Below are 18,439 nucleotides of genomic sequence, written 5' to 3'. Positions count from 1 at the left end.
AATATAACTAATAAAAACAATTATAAAACTTAGAAAATAATGGAAAGACAAAGAGTATCATCATGTAATACCAGATCTATTGGATATAATAACTCAATTTTAGAAGTAGAATTTAATAAAAGAAGAGTTAACCAATATAATAATACTCCTCAAAATATTTATCATGGAATAGTGAATACATCTTCTCATGATTCTTATTTAGTTTCAAATATTGTTAATAAATTTAAATATCAAGAATTGTAATGTATTTAGAAGAGATAGTAATTATCAATTACAAAAGCTGTAAAGTAGTCGATTTCAAATTAAAAGAAAATAACCCTAATATTTTTATTGGATTAAACGATTGTGGAAAATCTACTTTGTTAAAAGGAATAGAGTTATTATTTAATAGAGTTAATTGTTCATTTAGTCAAGAAGGAAATAATAAAAGTGATTTATCTAATTCTACATTAGCTCTGGAAGAATTTGAATCTATTTTCCAAGAAAGGAATTTACCTTGTTTTGACGAATATGATAATACTAGTATCTACGTATTAGGTAAATTAAGATTACAAGAAAATGAGTTAGATTCATTTGAAAATATAGATTTTTCTAATAGTTTAAGTTGGATGTTAGAAAATTTGATTGATAATTCCATTTGGTTGATCAAGAAAATTAATGCTAATACTGTAACTGGATATTTAGCTCAAAATTCAAATATAGAATACAAACATATATACACTGAGACAGCGGCAAAATTAAATACAATAAAAAAAGAGTTGAATATTACTTCTGATGATATTATTAATTCTAATGCTACGGGAAGATTTTCTAATTTGGAGTTAATAAGAGCTATTAATAGTAAAATAGAATTAGAAAGATTATGGATTGAATATAAACCTGCAAAAAAGGATTCTGATATTTTTCCTGAGTATAAATATTTTGATTGGAATTGTTCTATGGAAGAAGTTATTTCTATAGCAACGGGTTTAATGAAAGACAAAATTGAGGAATTCATTCAACCAATTAAAACAACTGCTCAAGAAAAAGCACATTTAGCAGAGGAAGCAATAAATGAAGAATTTAACCGAATTCAAAAAATTATATCTTCGGTAGCACCAGAGATTCAGTCAATCACTAGTAAAATTCATTTTGAGGTAAAAGAAAAGGTTTCTGATATAATGGTACAGAAACTACAAAGTGATGGATTGATTCATTTAGATAATCAAGGAGAGGGTTTAAAAAGAAAAATATGGTTTTCTTTAATAAAAGCAAAAGCAGAAAGCACAGATCAATTAGGTATTAAAAAGCATATTTGGGCATTTGATGAACCAGAAACACATTTGTACCCTGGTGCACAAAGAGAGTTTTTTGATATTTTAAAAGGATTGTCTCGTGGAAATGTTCAAACTTTAATAAGTACCCATTCAACCATATTTATTGATAAAGCTAATACTAACGATATTTTAAATACATACAAATTAGAGTCTGGATATACAAATTTATCAAGTTGTGATAGTGTAGAAAGTATTTTTGAAAGTTTAAAAGTTAAAAATTCGGATTTTTTATTTCACGATAAGTTCTTAATCGTTGAAGGAGATACTGAACAATATATAATACCAGCATTATATAAAATATATACAGGAAGAACTTTTATTGAAGATAATATTCAATTAATTAATATCGAAGGTAAGGACAAGTGGAGATTAAATAAAGGAGTATTAAAATCAATAACTCAAGGGTTTAACAAGATTGAGGATTCAATGATACTTCTTTTTGATAATGATATGAGTTTTGAAATGGATGCTATTGATAAAACAGAGAATGTTTTTTTCGTAGGAAAACAAGATATTGAAGATTCGATTGCCGTTAATTTATGGACTGATATAGTTAATCAATTTTACGATGGATTGTTTGAAGTTGATGAAGCATTTATTCAAAAGGTTTTTGATTCTATTCCCGAAGGAGCAGGCATACAGAGTAATAAAAAGTTCTTTAAAAAATTATCATCATCATTAAAAACAAAATGGATGGAGGATGGAAATGAAATTGATGATTTTATTTCAATTCCAGATAAAGGTAATGAATCTTCTGATTTTATTTTAAAAGTAGTGAATCATCGCGACCATATTCCTTCAAAGATTAAAGAAGCGTTTGATAAACTTATAGCTTTAAACTAACACATAAATTTACCGAATACCACTTATGACAGACTTTTATACATCTTCTGGATACAAATGGTATCGCTATGTTAAATGAGAAGATAAGGATAACTTGCTATTTCTACAATATTATTTATTTCATTTACAGCTATCACTTTAAATTTTCTTGGTCTCTACTTTTAAAAGGTTTAATTTGCAAAGCTGAGAAAGAGTTTGATGTTTTTGTTGTTTTGCGGAAGGATTTGACTACTGAGTTTTTGTTTGATAAGTAAGATGTAATACGTTTTAAATCAGTTTGTTATGTTGTGTTTTATGATGGGGGTTCTTTATCTTTGTATTACTTAAGTAATACAAAGATAAAGAACCCCCACGCGATAAACAAATATTTTGATTAACTGAAAGAGATATTTGTCACAAATATTGATTAAATTTGTGACAAATGTAAATCTTTTTTTATGAATGAATCTATTAGTAATCAGATAGTAGAGAAGATTTCTAAATCTAAGCGTGGAGAAATTTTTTTCGCTAATGATTTTGTTAAATATGGCACATCTGACAATATTCGCCAAGTACTCTCTCGTTTAGAAAAAGAAAATCTTATTGAACGATTAGCCCATGGTATTTATATAAAACCAAAGCAAGATTCTTTATTAGGAACAATTTATCCTAGTATAGAGGAAATTGCAAATGAGATTGCAAAAAGAGATAAGGTGCGTATAGCGCCAACTGGTGTATTAGCGTTGTATTTATTAGGACTAACAACCCAGATCCCCTTGAAGACTGTTTATTTGACTGAAGGGTCTCAAAGAGAGATTAAGGTTGGAAATAGGAAGATTAATTTTAAGAGGACTGTCCCTAAAAATCTTATGATAAAAGATAATCTGTTACATTTAGTAGTACAGGCTTTTAAAGAGAAGGGGCAAAAAGAAATTACAGATTCTTTTTTAAATACTATTAAATTAACTATTGATAAAATAGATCAACAAGTGATAGAATCTCAATTGAAATTTGCTCCAGTTTGGATTCAAAAAGAAATTAGAAAACTTTATTATAAACAGGATTATGTGGGTTAATTTATCTGAAGAACAAAAAGTTACTGTATTAAAACAAGCTGAAGCTGTTTATGGACTACCAGCTTTTGTAATAGAGAAAGATTGGTGGGTTTGTATTCTTTTAAAGGCAATCTTTCAATCTGAGTATGCAGGTTCTATTATATTTAAAGGAGGAACTTCTCTGAGTAAGGCTTATAATTTAATACAGCGATTTTCAGAAGATATTGATTTGATTATTGACAGAAGTTTACTGGGGTTTGGTGAGCTTGATTCTAAAACACAAATTAAAAAACTTAGAAAGGCTTCTGGTGGATTTATTATTAATGAATTTAGAGAAGAGTTAATACATCAATTAACTGAGTTGGGAGTAGATCCGAGTTTATATGAAATTAAGTATAATGACCATGTTGACGACACAAGTGATCCCAATACGTTAGAGGTTTATTATCAATCATGTGTACCTGTTACTAATGAATATATTCAACAGCGTGTTTTACTTGAAATGGGAGCTAGATCGTTAACTGAGCCAGCTGAGTCAAAACCTATTATTTCATATATTGATTCGGAATTTTCAAAATCGACTTTTGCTATGCCTGAATTTAATGTAGAAGTTGTTGTTCCTACTCGTACTTTAATTGAGAAAGTATTGTTATTGCACGAAGAATTCTCAAAGCCAATTGAAAATATTAGGACTGATCGACTAACTAGGCATTTTTATGACATAAGTAAAATTATGGATTCAGAATTTGGTGAACTAGCAATAGTTGATGATAATTTGTTTACTAGTATTGTTGATCATCGAAAAAAAGTAACGCCTTTAAGAGGGATAGATTACTCAAATCATAAAAAAGGTAAATTGAGTATTTTACCTCCGGAGGAAGTACTTGAAAAATGGGAAGAAGACTATAAAACAATGCAAGAGCATATGATTATTGGTGATAGTTTAAACTGGACTGATTTACTGAATTGTTTGAAAGAGATAGAAAATAAATTTAATATGATTTAAAATCAACTTAGCTTTGTTAAGACAGTAATGAAAAGCAATATTTTAAATAGAAGTATATCAAGTGGATTAAGAGTTTTTAGGTAATTCGATTATGTGTGGGTTCCTAATTTTTTTGTTATTAGAGTAATAATAATCGTGTATATCTCTACAAAATTTAGAATAGGCTTTGTCGTTAAAATTTGAAGGTAGAAAACGAACATTAAATTCTTTTTCATACCATTGTACATAACTATCTTCTATTTTTAAATTCCTTGTGAGTATTTTAAGATATTTATTTATGTGGTTTATATTGGAATAAGTTGCATTTAATGTTTTTAGAATTCTACTTGCTAAATATTGTTGATCATCGTGTTTTGAACGTATTTTAAATACATTGAGATTTCCTTCTTTACCTTTTTCAACTAAAGGTTCATTAGTGCCATTTATTTTTTTATATAGGTCAGTTTTTTTATTTTCAGAAATATTCAATTGAATTTTATTTACTTCATAGGAAGTGTTCAATCCAATAGGTTCAAAATTGATAGATTCAGTGTAACCAGATAAATAAGGGTTAAGGTGGTATTCATCAGTAAATAAAATATCTTTTTTGTTTATTGCATTGCAAGTTTGATCACTTGGTATTAAATTGAAAAGACTATAAGATAGCAGAGGGAATTTTGCTTTGTCATAAAAATGATCTAATTGAAATGACTCTACAATTTCTTTTGAAGAGTTAGTTTTTTGATGAGCTTTTTTAGTATTGCAGTAAGGGCAAATCTCCACAAATTTTTTTTCTATAAAGTACTTTCTAATTTTAGAAGAGATGTTTTTTTCAAATCTTTTATAATCAAAAGCCAGTTTTATTATCGCCAAATGATTATTGGAATTTAAGTCATAATCGTGGATTATTTTATTGTTTAGAAATATTAATTTAGAAGGTTCACAAGTCAATAATTTAGCTAGTTTTTTGTTGTTATCTGCTAGTAAATCTTTACAAAAATTAATTAATGATTTAATATTTATGGTCATTAAGTTGTTGTTTTTACCAATATAATCTTGAATTGCTTTTATATATTCTTGTTGACCATTTTGTATATTAATAGAACCTCCTGTAATTTTCACTATATCTTTTGTTATTGCTTTAAAACTTGTAACTGGGGCTGAATTAAAATCAATGGACTCTCCATTTAAATGAGATAACGATGCTTGTAAAATTTTAATTCTATTTGCTACTAAATGAGCTATCGAATTAATAAATTCTTTTTTTGTGTCTTGGAGATTATTTATCTGAATTTTTATCATGTTTATTACTATATAGTTCTATACTTGTTTTTAAAAATGTATCACCTATTAGCTGCAACAATAGTTTATCATTTTTTGTGATATTTTGGTTTTTAATATTGTTTATTAATTCCATAATTTTTTTGTCAGCAAGGTTTCCAATTAACGGCCCTGTTAAGAAAAAATTGTTAGCTAATAGATCATGAATATTTGCTCCAAAAGATTGTTGTTTACGTTTAATCATTTTACTCTTACCTGTTTTCTTATCAATTGTCATTTGTATGGTATTTTGACTAGGTATATCAGAGAGAATAAAGGGAGAATGTGTCAAGAAAATTATATTTATATTTTCAATAAATTTAAAGTTAGAGATTCGAATTAAATCAAGTAAGCTATGAATAGTTTCTTTTTGATATTGTGGATGATAATACAATTCTACTTCATCAAAAATTAAATTGATTGATTGATATGAAGAAACATTGTTTATTAAGTTTCGTGTTTTATTTTTATTAATAGAGTCTAAGTTTCTCAAATGATAAATAATGGAGTTAAGTGAGTAAATTTTTTGTTTCTCACCTGAACTTAAATCATCGAAATAGCTTCCATCATTAAATTTTATTTTACTTATCAAAAATGGAGGAGGAAGATAATCAAGAGGGTCTGTAAACCACTCTTGTTGCCTTAATTGATTCATTTTTTTTACAACTGATTTTATGTCAAATTTATTTGCTGAAAAATCTTGAAAAGAGAGATCATATAGATCTTCCCTAAGGAAGTTTAATGTCTGTCTTACTTTTAATGTTATATGACTTTTATCTTCACAAAGTTCTTCTACAAAAGCATTTGCTAATTTTTCGGTTATTTTATAATTGTTTATACGTTCTTTATCTTTCTCAATTCTTTTATCAAAGGCTTCAAAAGTTTTATATTTTGTTGGAATTGTAATAATCTTATTTATAAGATAAATTTCCGCTAATTCTTTTATTTGAGTGTCTATTTTAGGGTACTGGAAATTGCCTTTAAACATGTAGTTAAATAGTGGAGACAGAATGGAGTACCTAAATTTATCAATAAAATTTTGGCTGAATCTTTTTTTTCCGTTTGATAAGAAATTGTTATATTTTTCTTGATTAATATACAATTCAATATTTTTAATTGGTGATTTGTAATTAATCTTTTTATAATTTGGAATACTTAAAATATTTGATAGTAATCTAGAATTCGTTAATAGAGTTTCTGTATTTATATCTACTTTACCTTGGTCTCTAAAAGGATTGATTACTAATGGCATTTGGTAACCATCATTTTTGTGAAAAAAGGATTTAAGCCAAATACCACTATGGTTAGAATTATATGCGTAGAATGAATAATTTACGATTATTGAATAGAAAAAATTATTTACTGCGTTATAATCTTGTACTGTGATTTTATCAGGTTTAAAACTAGCTTTTTTTTCTAAACTAGAAAATGACTCTAAAATTGAATTGCCATCATTAATACTTAGTTTATAATAGTTATTATTTAACAAGTAATAGATGTCAACTTTTAATCCTTTTTTTAGTTGATTTAAATCTTTTTCATATCTTTTTCTTTCGTACTGTGCTTGTTCTTGATCTTCAGATTCAATGAATTTATCTGTGTCTACTAAGCTTAAGTTATCAGATACAATAAATAGGGTATATAACAATAATTCGATTAAGCTACTTTTTCCTGCTCCATTTTTACCAACAACTGCAGATATATTTATATTAATATTCTTTTTTGCTGTTTGAATTGTGTATAGGTTATCAGGAACGGTCTGTTTGTATTTGATTGTAAAAACTTGATCATTATATAAAGCAGGTTTTAATTCAGAGTTTAAAAACTTGTAATCATTGCAAAAACTGTAGATTTCACCTTCGGTAAGATTTCTTAAAAATGTTTGGTCTATATCAACGCAAGGTCTTATTGCTAGTAATTTAAAGCTCATGATTTATTTGTAATTAAATGAGATATAAACATAAAGAAGTATTTCTTATTATTTATATGAAAATAGGTAAACTATTTCAAATTTTGAGTGAAGGGATACTTGGGTGATATTAAATAGCCTTAGTTATTTTTTGTAGTCTTAAAGTTATAAAAGCATCATAAGACGCCTTGATCTGCAAAAGAGTAATAATTCTCAGAAGTTATTATTAAATGATCTAAAAGAGCGATATCTAGTATTTGGCTTGCTTGTTTAATCTTCTGCGTGATTTGTCTATCTGCATCACTTGGTTGTAATTTTCCAGAAGGATGATTATGGACTAAGATAAAAGCTGTGCTTTTAGATTTTAGTAAAGCTGCAAATATCAATCGAAGATCAACGATTGTTCCAGTAATACCACCTGATGATATTTCAAGTACACCAAGTACTTTATTATTGTTTGAAAGCATAAGTACTTTAAATTGCTCTAATAATTCAATCTGATTCTCATCCCATGCTTTTAAAGCTACTTCAAAAGCGGAGTAAGAAGAGTCAATTCTAGGTCTTTCAGACGCTTTAACTTTAGATTTGTAGATTAGCTCTATCTCTGATGCCACTAACCAATTGCTGTTTAAATCTTTAGATTCCATACTATTATATTTTTAAATTAATTATGGAGTAGCTATAGGCAATGCTTTAGCAAGCGCAAAAAGCAATTCCTTAATAGTCATTGGTGTTTTTGAATGATAATATCCTTTAGAGGCATGAAAGTAGTGGTAACACATTATAAATAAAATTAGAAGGTTTACTAGCCCGTTTTTCAATCGTTTCATGGAGTAAAATATTATACCTCGTGACACAATAATTCAGATCCAAGCATTCATGGGGGAGCCTATTTGTGTGATTTTTCAATAATAATTCAAAGGAAAATCAACTGATAAATTTTAACAGATTTATCTGGAGAAATGGGGGAATGTATGAGGAATTGGTAAATCGTCTATTTTTGAGGTAAAGAAATTTAAAAAAAACTATTTAGTAGATGTATACTTTATATCAAGTTACTTTTTTCTATTTAACCATAAAATAAATTTGAAATTAAATGTTATTTATTTCTTTTACTCAAAATAGTAGTTACTTCACATGTTTACTGTAGTATCTTAGATTATCCTATAGTATCTTTATTGGTTATATGGACTAATATTTAATGATATGTTTTTTTCGTTGTGAGTTTAATGTTTGACTCATTCTCATGAGAACAACCTCGAGGCATATCATTGGAATATATTTTGCTATTACTGAATCTATCAGGAATAATTAATAAGAATAAAGTAAATGAATCAAGATGTATATAAAGATTGCTTTTTACAGCAGTTAGATCAGATCAATACAGGGTATAATTTATCTAACTATAATCAGTTTAATATCTTTCGTGTGATGTTTAAGTTACATGACGAGAAGTATCTACATTCTCGACTCATTTCTTTTTTGTTAGACCCTAATGGTTCACATGGACAAGGGACAAAGTTTTTAACATTGTTTCTGGAAGTAATTGGAGTATCAAACTATAGTTTAGAAGAGGTAACTGTTAATCCTAATGAGAGAAGCAGAGGAGAGATACACAATATAGATATTCTGATTAACAATAAGTGTAAGCAAGCTATTATAATAGAGAATAAAGTATTTGCTAAAGATCAGACTAAACCAGATGAAAAAGATCCATACTTAAAATATCAATTGCCAAGGTATTATCATAAGTTAGTTATTGAACCAACAAATGATAAACACGAAGTGGTGAGTATGATATACTTAACCATTAATGGTAAGGATCCTGAGGGTTATGAGCATTTTCGACCAGAGGTGAAAAGACTGCTTAATAAAAAAGATCATCTCTCAGATATTGCGAAGTGGTTGGATATGTGCTTAAATAGTTTATTAGAAGATAGTGATCTAAAAAGAAGTATAGAACACTATAAACAAGCGCGATTTGAGTTCTTAAATGATGTGAAATTAGCTTTGGAGTTAAAAAAGACCACATTAAAGAACTATGAATACGCTAAAGTATTTTGGCAAGCAGAGTATAAAGATATAGATGTAAAGTATCATAGGATTAAAGATCAATTCATACATCTCAAATGGCATACTGTCTATGAGTTTTATGCCAAGCTAAAAGAAGTGATAGAAGTTACTTTTGGTGCTAAGGTAGGTGATATTGATAAAGAACAGATAACTAAGCTAACTCATGGTAGCAAAAATAGAGTTATAACAGTTCTGGTGTTTGAAGTAGATAATATTCCATATTATGTGTGTAATGATGCCAATGGTTTTAGTATTGGTAGAAATGTAAAAGAGAAAAGTAGTACTGATTTTAAACTACTTTTTCAAAAAAATAGATATGAGTACTTCGACTTTTCAGAAGATACTGTCTTTGAATTAATCAAACCTGAAAAAAGAGATGAATTGGTAGGGGGTATTGTTGATGAGTTGAAGGGGATACATAAACATTCTATGTAAATAAACTGAACAAAAAAACTAACTCAAGAAAAATAACTGTTAAGTAAAATAGGAATTATGTCATATATAAGAATTCAAAGATTGTCAATTGAAAATTATCGATCGTTTGGGGATATTCAAGAATTTGAATTCCCTAATACAGATTATCTAAAGCCAGTTTCTATTATTGGTTATAATAATGCTGGTAAAAGCAATTTATTAAATTCTTTACTTTATGGGATTGGTGAGAAATTCGTTAGTGCAAAGACTTTTGAGTTATTAGATCTTCATAATTTAAGTTATGATAATAATGTTCATATCCGAACAAGTATTGAAAGTTCAGATTTTGCTCAACCAAATCAATGGGGATGTTTTGACCCCTATAAACCTAGAGTATTTTTAAATTTTTAAAGTATAATGTTTTAGGCTACTTTTTCTCTGCTACAAATCAAGTGTTTGTCCTTTTCCCATTTCTCCATTGGAGTGATTTTTCCAAGCAAGCCATGTAGTCTTTTGTTATTATAAAATACTACGTACTTCTTTAATATTTGTTCTATTTGTCCAAAAGTAAAGTATTCAAATTTAGTAAAAACCTCTCTTTTTAAAGTACCGTGATAGGCTTCTATGTGAGCATTTTCCTCTGGTGTTGCTACGTGTGTAAATTCTTGTGATACACCTACTAAGGAAAGATATTTTCTTACATTCTTGGCAATAAATTGACTACCATTATCCGATCTAATAACCACATTTTTAGGGTAATCTAACTCTTCAAAAAGCCCTGACAATAATTCTATTACCTGCTTCTGCTTAATATTAAAGCTGAAGTAGTCTTTTAATATTCTACGACTGTGTACATCAATTACAGAAAGTAAATAAGCATTTTTACCTTTTTGTGGTATCCATACCATCTTAATATCCATTTCAATACACTCTAAGGGTCTCGTAGTCTTTACTTTACGATGCTTAACGTACTTCTTATCCGAATGATCTCTAGTTATACGAGTTTGTAAAAGCTTGGCGTTTTTCATGATACGATATACTTTTTTATGGTTAATGGTGTACCCTTCGCGTTTAAGATACTCGCTCATCATACGGTAGCCACAATCCATAAAATCACCCCTTAAAAGCTCTTTAATTGACTCTACAACAGTTTGTTCATTAACCCAACCTTGGGTTTTATGATAGGTTAATAAAGTAGCTTTATTACCTTTTGACTTGCCAGAACCCTTGAAGTAGTACGTGCTTTCACTTAAGCCAACCCAATGTATTAGTTTAGCTTTACTTTTTTGATATTTACTATAAAAGTATTCTACCAGATCTTTTTTGGATCGGATGTCCCAAACTTTTTTTTTAGAAGTTCACGTTGAACTTCTAATTCTATTTCTTTATCACTTAGTAGTTTACGGAGAATCTTATTCTCTTCTTCTGCTTTTTTAAGTTCTTTTGATTTGTCAGAAACAGCAGGTCTTAATCCTGATTCTCCTTGAGAATCGAATTTCTTCTTCCATGAGTAGAAAGTACCTGTACTTAAACTGTGTTTACGACAAGTTTCTATTACCCCATTTTCTTCTGCTTCTTCTAAAATTGATAGCTTCTCAGATAAGCTCCATTTCTTGTATTTCATAAGTCCAAAGTTATGTAATTAATTTACTAGTTTCACTCCAGCTTATTTAGGGGCTAAGATAGGGGACATAGGCAAGCTATAGCAGGAGATTATCACATTTATACAAGTATTGAAAATGAAGATTTAAAAAGTAATTGTGAACCTTCTTTTTTTGGAAAAGGAAAGTATTATAATATTTTTTATATTAACTTCCATAATATCAAGGAGGAAATTTCCACGCAAAAAACAAGTTGGGGGAATTTGAAATCTTTTTTAGCGAAACATATTCAGAAATTAGTGGATTTAGATGCTGTTATGAAAGCCAAAAAGGCAGATTTCCAAAATGAGGTTAAACAGTCAACAGATAAGGTATTGAATGATTCACAATTAAAGCATTTTATTGAATCTATCGAAAAAAATTATCATCAAAATCTTAGAAATAATAGTTGTCATGTAGAGTTTGGTTTACCTCATTATGAAGATATTTTTTTAAAAATGATGTTTAAAGTAGGCTTAAACGGTGATTCTAAAAATCTTATTCCAATAGATCATTTTGGAGATGGTTTCATTTCTATGTTTGTGATGGCTGTTATTCAAGCTATTGCTGAAACAAATATTGAAGATAGGTGTTTGTTTTTATTTGAAGAACCAGAGAGTTTTTTACATGAGAATCATCAAGAGTATTTCTATAAAATGGTTTTGTGTACACTGGCAGAAAGAGGGCATCAAGTAATATATACTACTCATTCAGATAGAATGATAGATGCTTTTGATACAAAAGGGATTATTAGATTAGATACAGATGAAAATAATCAAACTATTAAAGCATATAATAACGTTGGGAATTTTACAAATCCTTTTAATGACTTGGATCCTAATGATTTTGAAGAACCGATAAATGTAACTCGTTTTAATGAATATATTAAGACCGTAGAGCCTAATTTAAATAGAATGCTTTTCAGCAAGAAAGTAATTCTTGTTGAAGGACCTAATGATGTATTAGTTTATAAAGAAGTAATTCGAAGAAAAGTCTTTGAATCAATAGCTGAAAGGGATGATATTATTGATAAACTTAAATTTGCAGATACTTATCTCAATTTTGAAAATATCTCTTTTGTTTGCCATCATGGTAAAGCTACAGCTTTGTACATTGTTGAATTATGTAAACATTTTCAAATAGATTATTTTCTAATTAATGATTGGGATTTTGATTTAGCTGATGTATCTATTGAACAAATACGAGGTTTTGCAGATTTAGCAAGCCTTAAAGCAAATGTGATTTATACAGGAGGGGGTAGAATAAAAAAAGGTATGCTTACTACAAATAGGAATTTAATTGATAGTACAGCTATAGAAAAAATACACTTCAACGTAAAGAAATTGGAAGAAGTTATTGGTTACAATAGTGATGATAAATGTGGTTTGAAAATATGGAATATAATACAGAACCAAAATTTCGTTATCTCAAATCTGTTGTTTCCTGATAACTTAGCTGAATTTATTGGTTTAAATAGTTTAATAGTTGCAGGATAAAGTAGGGGCGAATTGCAATTCGTCTGTATGTAATGTTACCACATTTTAGAAGTCAAAAATATTTTAATTAACCAAAATAGCAATAAAATTATGGCAAGATGTACAGCACCAGTTAATGGTCATCGCACAGAAAGTGCAAGACAAAATTGTCCTGCATGTGGAGGAAGTTCAAGAGGTTACAGTTCATACTCTTCTTATAGTTCTTCCTCGTATGGAAGTAGTACAAGTGGAAGTAGTAGTACTGGACAAAATAAAGTTAAAGCAAAATGGTCTCCAGTTTCATCAAGTATTTATTATACACCAACAGAAATAAGAACACTTACACCTGTTCGTGAAAATATTGAGAAACGTTCAGGTGTTCCTGATTTAAGAGATGTCTTTCTATGTCATGCGTGGGATGATAGAAAAGAAGTAGCAAAGGAATTACACGATTTATTGGAATCGAAAGGGGTGACAGTTTGGTTTAGTGAAAAAGATGTCTTGTTAGGATCATCACTATTACGTGAAATTGATAAAGGTCTTGCAAAATCTCGTGTTGGAATTGTATTAGTTACTCCAAATTTTCTAAAACGAATTCAGGGAGAGGGTATTGCGGATAAAGAACTTTCTGCTCTTTTATCTCGTGATCAACTTGTTCCTATTGTGCATAATACAACATTTGATAATTTGCGTGATGTGAGTCCATTACTTGGGTCGAGAAGTGGTTTAAGCACTGGTGAAGATACTATGTTAAACATAGTATCTAAATTAGCAGAATTAGTATCACTTGAGGAGTAAAATTCTAAGTATTGGTGGAAATAAAATGATATAAGCTAAAATCTACATCTTAACCTAAAACTACTATCTCTATGAATCACTTTGATCCCGATAAGAATAAGCGTCGTTTTATATGATTAGAAGGGTATGATAATAGCCAAGCTGAGTTGTACTTTATTACGATTTGTTGTCAAGGTGGAGCACATTTGTTTGGAGAAGTGTTTAAGAGCAAAATGCGATTGAATATATTTGAAGAGATTGCATTGGAAGAATGGCTGAATACAACTAATGTGAGAGATAATATCCGACTGTATGAGTGTATAGTTAAGCTAAATCATATTCATGGTATTGTGGAGATTCTATTTAAAAAGAGAGAGAATATACAAGGAAGTTTTAAATCTTTAAGTCAGTCTATAAGAGCAGTAGTGAGGAGATATAGAAATGCAGCGATAAAAAGAATAAAAGTAGGGGGCGAATTGCAATTCGCCCCTACAAGATGAATCTGATAGAAAAAGATGTAATTCTTTTTTAATTGAAATTATCCAATCGTTAGATTATAAAATATGACAATGTAATTATTATGATTATATGATAAGAGATGAAAAAGCCTATCAGGATATATCAAATTATACCATCAATAATCCATCTCGATGGCATAATGATAAATGTAATAGGTAGAAGACTTAGCAAGGTTTGCAAAGAAAATACATGTTACAAAAACGCTTAAAATGTAATACGTTGTTATTTCATGTTGCAAAAAGCGAAAAAAACTTGAATTAGCAGTAGGGTATTATTATAGCAAAATATGTAATAGTTTAAATATAGGAAGAATCATAACCCTTAGTGATACTGGAGAAAAGAGAGAAATTGATGTGGAAGCAAATTTCGAAGATAAAATAATTTTTCGCGAATGTAAAGCTTATAAAAATATGGTTTCTAAGGATATAGTTGAAGAGAGGTTCTCTAAAAAAGTCTCTAAGATTTTTAAAAATCATCATCAAAATAATTATGATAATAAAAGATGTGTTTTTGAATTTTGGTCAGTGTCAGGTTTTACAGAACAAGCCCTATCTTTTTTAAAAGAAAAAAAAGGAAATACAAAAAAGTACGATATTGAATTTTATTCTGAAAAGGAAATTATGCAGAAAGCAAAAGATTCAAGAGCAAAGAAAATTACGAATATAATGAGAGATTATTTTTCAGATGGTGTGTAGTTTTTTAGATAAAACGTATAATGTATTAGGATTTGAGAAAATTACTTAAACAAGGGTGATTACTTAAAAAATATTCCACTGAATTAGTATGTCATATTAATTCGGTGGAATATTTTTTCATATTATGTTTTATCCATATACTCCTCTAATACTTCTTTTAACTTATCCAAATAACAAGTCTTGGATTTAGCTCTTGTTTTCATACGGTGAAAAGCATGATGTATATCTAAGAGTTTTATACCAAATAACTGCTGAAACAGTATTGCTATCTTCCGTATTTCTCCCTTACCATTATTAATAGATCCTGATAGGTAAAGAGCGTAGATAAGCTCTATGAGTGCATTTTGAGATTCTGACCACACTAAGTTAGATGATGATATTGAATTGTTACCAATATCATATTCCTGTATTTTCTCATGAAGATAATTCTGAAGTAAGTCATGAGCTATTATACGAGCTATTTTATAATCATAATAGGTGGAGAAAAGAGCGTCTAATTCAAAGATAAAGCTGTTTATACCAATGAGTAAATCAGTTTTTCCAAGGGTAAAGTACTCGATGTCTTTATCTATTCGTTTGGCATTATAGTATTTATAAAATTCATTGTAAGCAAAATACTTCTTATACTCAAGGTTTAATTCTTCCAAATGCTTATGATAGTATTTATTCTTAACAACAATATCTATTGGGCAACTTGTTTCTATAGAATAGAGTTTGTTGTAAAAGATTAGTTTGCCTAAGACTTGAGGCTTAATTACTTTAAAAAATTCAATCTCATCTATTTGATTTTTGAATCCCACTTGAAGTATTTCTTGCTTTAGGTTCATAAGTAGAAGTCTTAAAAATTGAATCATTTCATAAGCCTTTGAAATAGAAGTTGAGTCAAGTAAGTTTAGTTCAATTTCCTTGTATCCACGCGAGCAACCACATATTTCATAAGCTAACTTAAGGTAGTAAGTTTGTTTCAAATAATAAATAGATGAGCAAACAAGAAATAATGTATTCTCATGTAGAGGATTGGAGAACAAGTGGATTAACGCAATCAAGATACTGTGAAAGTGTCGGAATTAAGTTAGCAACCTTTAGTTATTGGGTAGTTAAGCATAAGTCAGAGTCAACACAATTAGACAATAATTTTATAACTGTAACAAAAGGCCAAGTAAGCAAAACTCAAGAATATGAAATCGTATATCCCAATGGTGTAAAGTTACGTCTACAAACGGATAATCTTAGTGAACTATATTCATTAGTAAACTTAGTGTAATGTTTAGTTTGAGTAGTTCTAATCAATTTCATTTGTATAGACAAGCTTGTGATATGCGCAAGAGTTTTGATAGCCTTTGTGGACTTGTCCAAAATGAACTTCATCAAGTAGCTCATAACGGGAGTGTCTATATATTTATCAATAGACGCTGTAATCAAATGAAGCTCTTGCATTGGGAAGCAGGAGGCTTTGTACTATACCACAAACGCTTAGAACAAGGAACTTTTGCTTTTCCCACGCATAGTAAAGCTCAAATAAGTTGGAGTGATTTAGTACTGATGATAGAGGGAATCCAGGTTATCAAAAGTAACCAAAAAAGGCGTTTTTCATTGAAGTAAAACAGGTTAAAACCTTGTATATTTAAGGCTTTTGACGTATTTTTACTTCATGGAAATAGACTTAGAAAACTTATCGAAAGAACAACTTTTGGCGCTTATAAAAAAGCAGTCCAAGACTATTTCCAAACAAGACAAAGTAAATACTAAGTTAGAGCAAAAGACATCTAAGCTAGAACAAGAAAAGCAAGAACTCCAACGCTTAGTAGATCTTTTACGACGCATGCAATTTGGACAAAAACGCGAGCGTTTCGAAGACCCTAATCAAACACAGTTACCTTTAGAGGTTCAGCAAGCAGTCTTAGAAGAACAAGAAGAAGTAATCAAACAAGAGATCACTTATTCTCGTCAGAAGAAAAAACATCCAGGAAGAGCTAAACTACCTGATCATTTACCAGTAGAAGAAATAGAAATCTACCCAGAGGGAGATTTATCTGATAAGATTTGCATTGGTAAAGAAACTACAGATGTGTTAGATTATGTTCCAGGTTACTTTAAAATCAAACGGTACATCCGATATAAATACGCCACGAAAGATAAAGACAACACTCAAATTAGTATTGCATTGCTTCCAGAGCGAATTATAGATAAAGGAATACCTTCAGAAGGATTATTATCTACAATACTTGTTGACAAGTATGTAGATCACCTTCCACTATATCGCCAGAAGCAACGCTTTTCAAGAGAAAATATCGATATAGCTTCTTCTACTATAGATGGCTGGGCAACTCAAAGCATGGATGCTTTAAAACCACTATATGAAAAGCTTCTGCTGGACATCAAAAATGAAGGATATCTTCAAGTTGATGAAACCACCATCAAAGTCTTAGATGAGAAAAAGAAAGATAAATCTCATCTTGGGTATTATTGGGTGTATCACGCACCTATATCCAAACTCGTAATGTTCAATTACAGTCCCACACGTAGTGGCAGCGCTGCACTACCTGTATTAGAAAACTTCAAAGGATATCTGCAAACCGATGGTTATAGCGGATACAAAGCCTATGGAGCTAAGTCAGATGTAACGCATCTTGGTTGTTGGGCACATGCTCGTCGTGAGTTTGAAAGAGCTCTTGACAATGATAAGACAAAAGCACAGCATGTACTTATAGAAATACAGAAACTATATGCTGTGGAAAAAAAGGCGAAGGAACAAAACTTAACAGCTGATCAAATCAAAGAGCTTCGTCTAAAAGAGAGTTTACCTATCATCAATGAATTGGGTAAATATATGTTTGTTCAAATGAAACTTACACTTCCTAAAAGTCAAATAGGCAAGGCCTTTGCTTACTCTCAAACTAGATGGGATAATCTTAGTGCGTACTTATATGATGGAAATCTACAGATTGACAATAATCTTGTAGAAAACGCTATTAGACCTGTAGCGCTTGGTCGTAAAAATTACTTGTTCGCAGGATCACACGATGCAGCGCAAAGAGCAGCGATGGCTTATACCTTTTTTGCTAACTGCAAAAAACACGATGTTAATCCATATCAATGGCTTAAATATGTTCTAGAAAATATTCAATCTATCAATCATAAGAATATTACAGATTTATATCCTCATAACTATAAAAAGGCAATCTCTGACGCTGTAGAATAATTTTTATACCTCACAAGATGTACTTGCTAGGGTGGATACATTTCCTTTGATTCAATTGTTTTGAATACACTTGTGTAAAGAGCATTTTGTGTCATAATTATTGAGTTTTGGTTGGTTAATTATTGACACGTTTAACCCCAATATTTTTTTGATTTATTGCCTTTTTAAAATAAAGCAAAGCCTCTTTAAAAATCAATACGTCTATTCTGAATAAATATGCGGAAAACACGTATTGTT

At 29.5% G+C, this 18,439-nt stretch carries 19 protein-coding genes; 13 read left to right on the top strand and 6 right to left on the bottom strand.

All coding sequences use genetic code 11. The annotated features are described in order from the left end of the window. The first annotated feature begins 39 nt into the window (after positions 1 to 39). From NWE55_RS17045 to NWE55_RS02075, 4 genes are all read left to right on the top strand, one after another. Positions 40 to 243: a KTSC domain-containing protein gene (locus NWE55_RS17045; RefSeq protein WP_373425573.1), complete on the top strand. Its 204-nt coding sequence runs from the start codon at positions 40 to 42 to the stop codon at positions 241 to 243. Further along, the gene (locus NWE55_RS02085; RefSeq protein ID WP_258204542.1) at positions 243 to 2,159 is read left to right on the top strand and encodes an AAA family ATPase; all 1,917 of its coding nucleotides are present in this window, start codon (positions 243 to 245) and stop codon (positions 2,157 to 2,159) included. The genes NWE55_RS17045 and NWE55_RS02085 overlap by 1 nt, the downstream gene beginning before the upstream one ends. Before the next feature lie 437 nt (positions 2,160 to 2,596). Continuing rightward, positions 2,597 to 3,214, top strand: coding sequence for a DUF6088 family protein (locus tag NWE55_RS02080; protein WP_258204541.1), 618 nt, complete (start codon positions 2,597 to 2,599; stop codon positions 3,212 to 3,214). Then, positions 3,204 to 4,199 carry a nucleotidyl transferase AbiEii/AbiGii toxin family protein gene (locus NWE55_RS02075; protein WP_258204540.1) on the top strand — a complete coding sequence of 332 codons (996 nt, stop codon included), beginning with the start codon at positions 3,204 to 3,206 and terminating at the stop codon, positions 4,197 to 4,199. Before NWE55_RS02080 ends, NWE55_RS02075 begins: the two co-directional genes overlap by 11 nt. A 66-nt stretch (positions 4,200 to 4,265) precedes the next feature. On the opposite strand, the gene NWE55_RS02070 is transcribed toward NWE55_RS02075, so the two are convergent. From NWE55_RS02070 to NWE55_RS02060, 3 genes are all read right to left on the bottom strand, one after another. Next, entirely contained in the window at positions 4,266 to 5,480 is a 1,215-nt protein-coding gene (locus NWE55_RS02070) for a hypothetical protein (RefSeq protein ID WP_258204539.1), read from the bottom strand. Beyond that, positions 5,458 to 7,428, bottom strand: coding sequence for a P-loop NTPase family protein (locus NWE55_RS02065; protein WP_258204538.1), 1,971 nt, complete (start codon positions 7,426 to 7,428; stop codon positions 5,458 to 5,460). The genes NWE55_RS02070 and NWE55_RS02065 overlap by 23 nt, the downstream gene beginning before the upstream one ends. A 155-nt stretch (positions 7,429 to 7,583) precedes the next feature. Next, positions 7,584 to 8,054, bottom strand: a complete 471-nt coding sequence (locus NWE55_RS02060) for a JAB domain-containing protein (RefSeq protein WP_258204537.1) — start codon at positions 8,052 to 8,054, stop codon at positions 7,584 to 7,586. A 682-nt stretch (positions 8,055 to 8,736) separates the two neighbouring features. Here NWE55_RS02060 and NWE55_RS02055 point away from each other — a divergent pair. Next, on the top strand, positions 8,737 to 9,915 hold the full coding sequence (locus NWE55_RS02055) for a PDDEXK-like family protein (protein WP_258204536.1): 1,179 nt from the start codon (positions 8,737 to 8,739) through the stop codon (positions 9,913 to 9,915). A 57-nt stretch (positions 9,916 to 9,972) separates the two neighbouring features. After that, positions 9,973 to 10,305 (top strand): AAA family ATPase, encoded by a 333-nt coding sequence (locus NWE55_RS02050; protein WP_258204535.1) that lies wholly within the window; start codon positions 9,973 to 9,975, stop codon positions 10,303 to 10,305. Between the two features lie 11 nt (positions 10,306 to 10,316). On the opposite strand, the gene NWE55_RS02045 is transcribed toward NWE55_RS02050, so the two are convergent. Both NWE55_RS02045 and NWE55_RS02040 read right to left on the bottom strand, forming a co-directional pair. Next, positions 10,317 to 11,210: an IS3 family transposase gene (locus NWE55_RS02045; RefSeq protein ID WP_258204713.1), complete on the bottom strand. Its 894-nt coding sequence runs from the start codon at positions 11,208 to 11,210 to the stop codon at positions 10,317 to 10,319. After that, on the bottom strand, positions 11,204 to 11,518 hold the full coding sequence (locus NWE55_RS02040) for a transposase (protein ID WP_155093491.1): 315 nt from the start codon (positions 11,516 to 11,518) through the stop codon (positions 11,204 to 11,206). Before NWE55_RS02040 ends, NWE55_RS02045 begins: the two co-directional genes overlap by 7 nt. 240 nt (positions 11,519 to 11,758) lie before the next feature. Here NWE55_RS02040 and NWE55_RS02035 point away from each other — a divergent pair, with 240 nt between their 5' ends. The 4 genes from NWE55_RS02035 to NWE55_RS02020 all read left to right on the top strand — a co-directional run bounded on the left by NWE55_RS02035 (position 11,759) and on the right by NWE55_RS02020 (position 15,000). Further along, the gene (locus NWE55_RS02035) at positions 11,759 to 13,030 is read left to right on the top strand and encodes an ATP-dependent nuclease (protein WP_258204534.1); all 1,272 of its coding nucleotides are present in this window, start codon (positions 11,759 to 11,761) and stop codon (positions 13,028 to 13,030) included. Between the two features lie 90 nt (positions 13,031 to 13,120). Continuing rightward, positions 13,121 to 13,807, top strand: a complete 687-nt coding sequence (locus NWE55_RS02030) for a toll/interleukin-1 receptor domain-containing protein (RefSeq protein ID WP_258204533.1) — start codon at positions 13,121 to 13,123, stop codon at positions 13,805 to 13,807. A 146-nt stretch (positions 13,808 to 13,953) separates the two neighbouring features. Beyond that, entirely contained in the window at positions 13,954 to 14,286 is a 333-nt protein-coding gene (locus tag NWE55_RS02025; RefSeq protein ID WP_258204532.1) for a transposase, read from the top strand. 372 nt (positions 14,287 to 14,658) lie between these two features. Next, on the top strand, positions 14,659 to 15,000 hold the full coding sequence (locus NWE55_RS02020; RefSeq protein ID WP_258204531.1) for a hypothetical protein: 342 nt from the start codon (positions 14,659 to 14,661) through the stop codon (positions 14,998 to 15,000). Between the two features lie 122 nt (positions 15,001 to 15,122). Here the strand turns inward: NWE55_RS02020 and NWE55_RS02015 are convergent, their stop codons facing one another. Beyond that, positions 15,123 to 15,968 carry an RteC domain-containing protein gene (locus NWE55_RS02015; protein WP_258204530.1) on the bottom strand — a complete coding sequence of 282 codons (846 nt, stop codon included), beginning with the start codon at positions 15,966 to 15,968 and terminating at the stop codon, positions 15,123 to 15,125. 11 nt (positions 15,969 to 15,979) lie between these two features. On the opposite strand from NWE55_RS02015, the gene tnpA reads away from it, so the two are divergent. The 3 genes from tnpA to tnpC are packed head-to-tail and all read left to right on the top strand — an operon-like array spanning position 15,980 to position 18,202. Next, on the top strand, positions 15,980 to 16,264 hold the full coding sequence (gene tnpA / locus NWE55_RS02010; RefSeq protein WP_160338907.1) for an IS66 family insertion sequence element accessory protein TnpA: 285 nt from the start codon (positions 15,980 to 15,982) through the stop codon (positions 16,262 to 16,264). Further along, on the top strand, positions 16,264 to 16,602 hold the full coding sequence (tnpB, locus tag NWE55_RS02005; RefSeq protein WP_258204226.1) for an IS66 family insertion sequence element accessory protein TnpB: 339 nt from the start codon (positions 16,264 to 16,266) through the stop codon (positions 16,600 to 16,602). The genes tnpA and tnpB overlap by 1 nt, the downstream gene beginning before the upstream one ends. A 49-nt stretch (positions 16,603 to 16,651) precedes the next feature. Then, entirely contained in the window at positions 16,652 to 18,202 is a 1,551-nt protein-coding gene (gene tnpC / locus NWE55_RS02000; RefSeq protein ID WP_258204529.1) for an IS66 family transposase, read from the top strand. Positions 18,203 to 18,439: the final 237 nt, after the last annotated feature.

The sequence above is a fragment of the Myroides albus genome (assembly GCF_024722315.1).
Classification (GTDB): Bacteria; Bacteroidota; Bacteroidia; order Flavobacteriales; family Flavobacteriaceae; genus Flavobacterium; species Flavobacterium album_A.
Note: the sequence above shows the minus strand (reverse complement) of the source record. Positions and strands in the feature narration are given on the sequence as shown.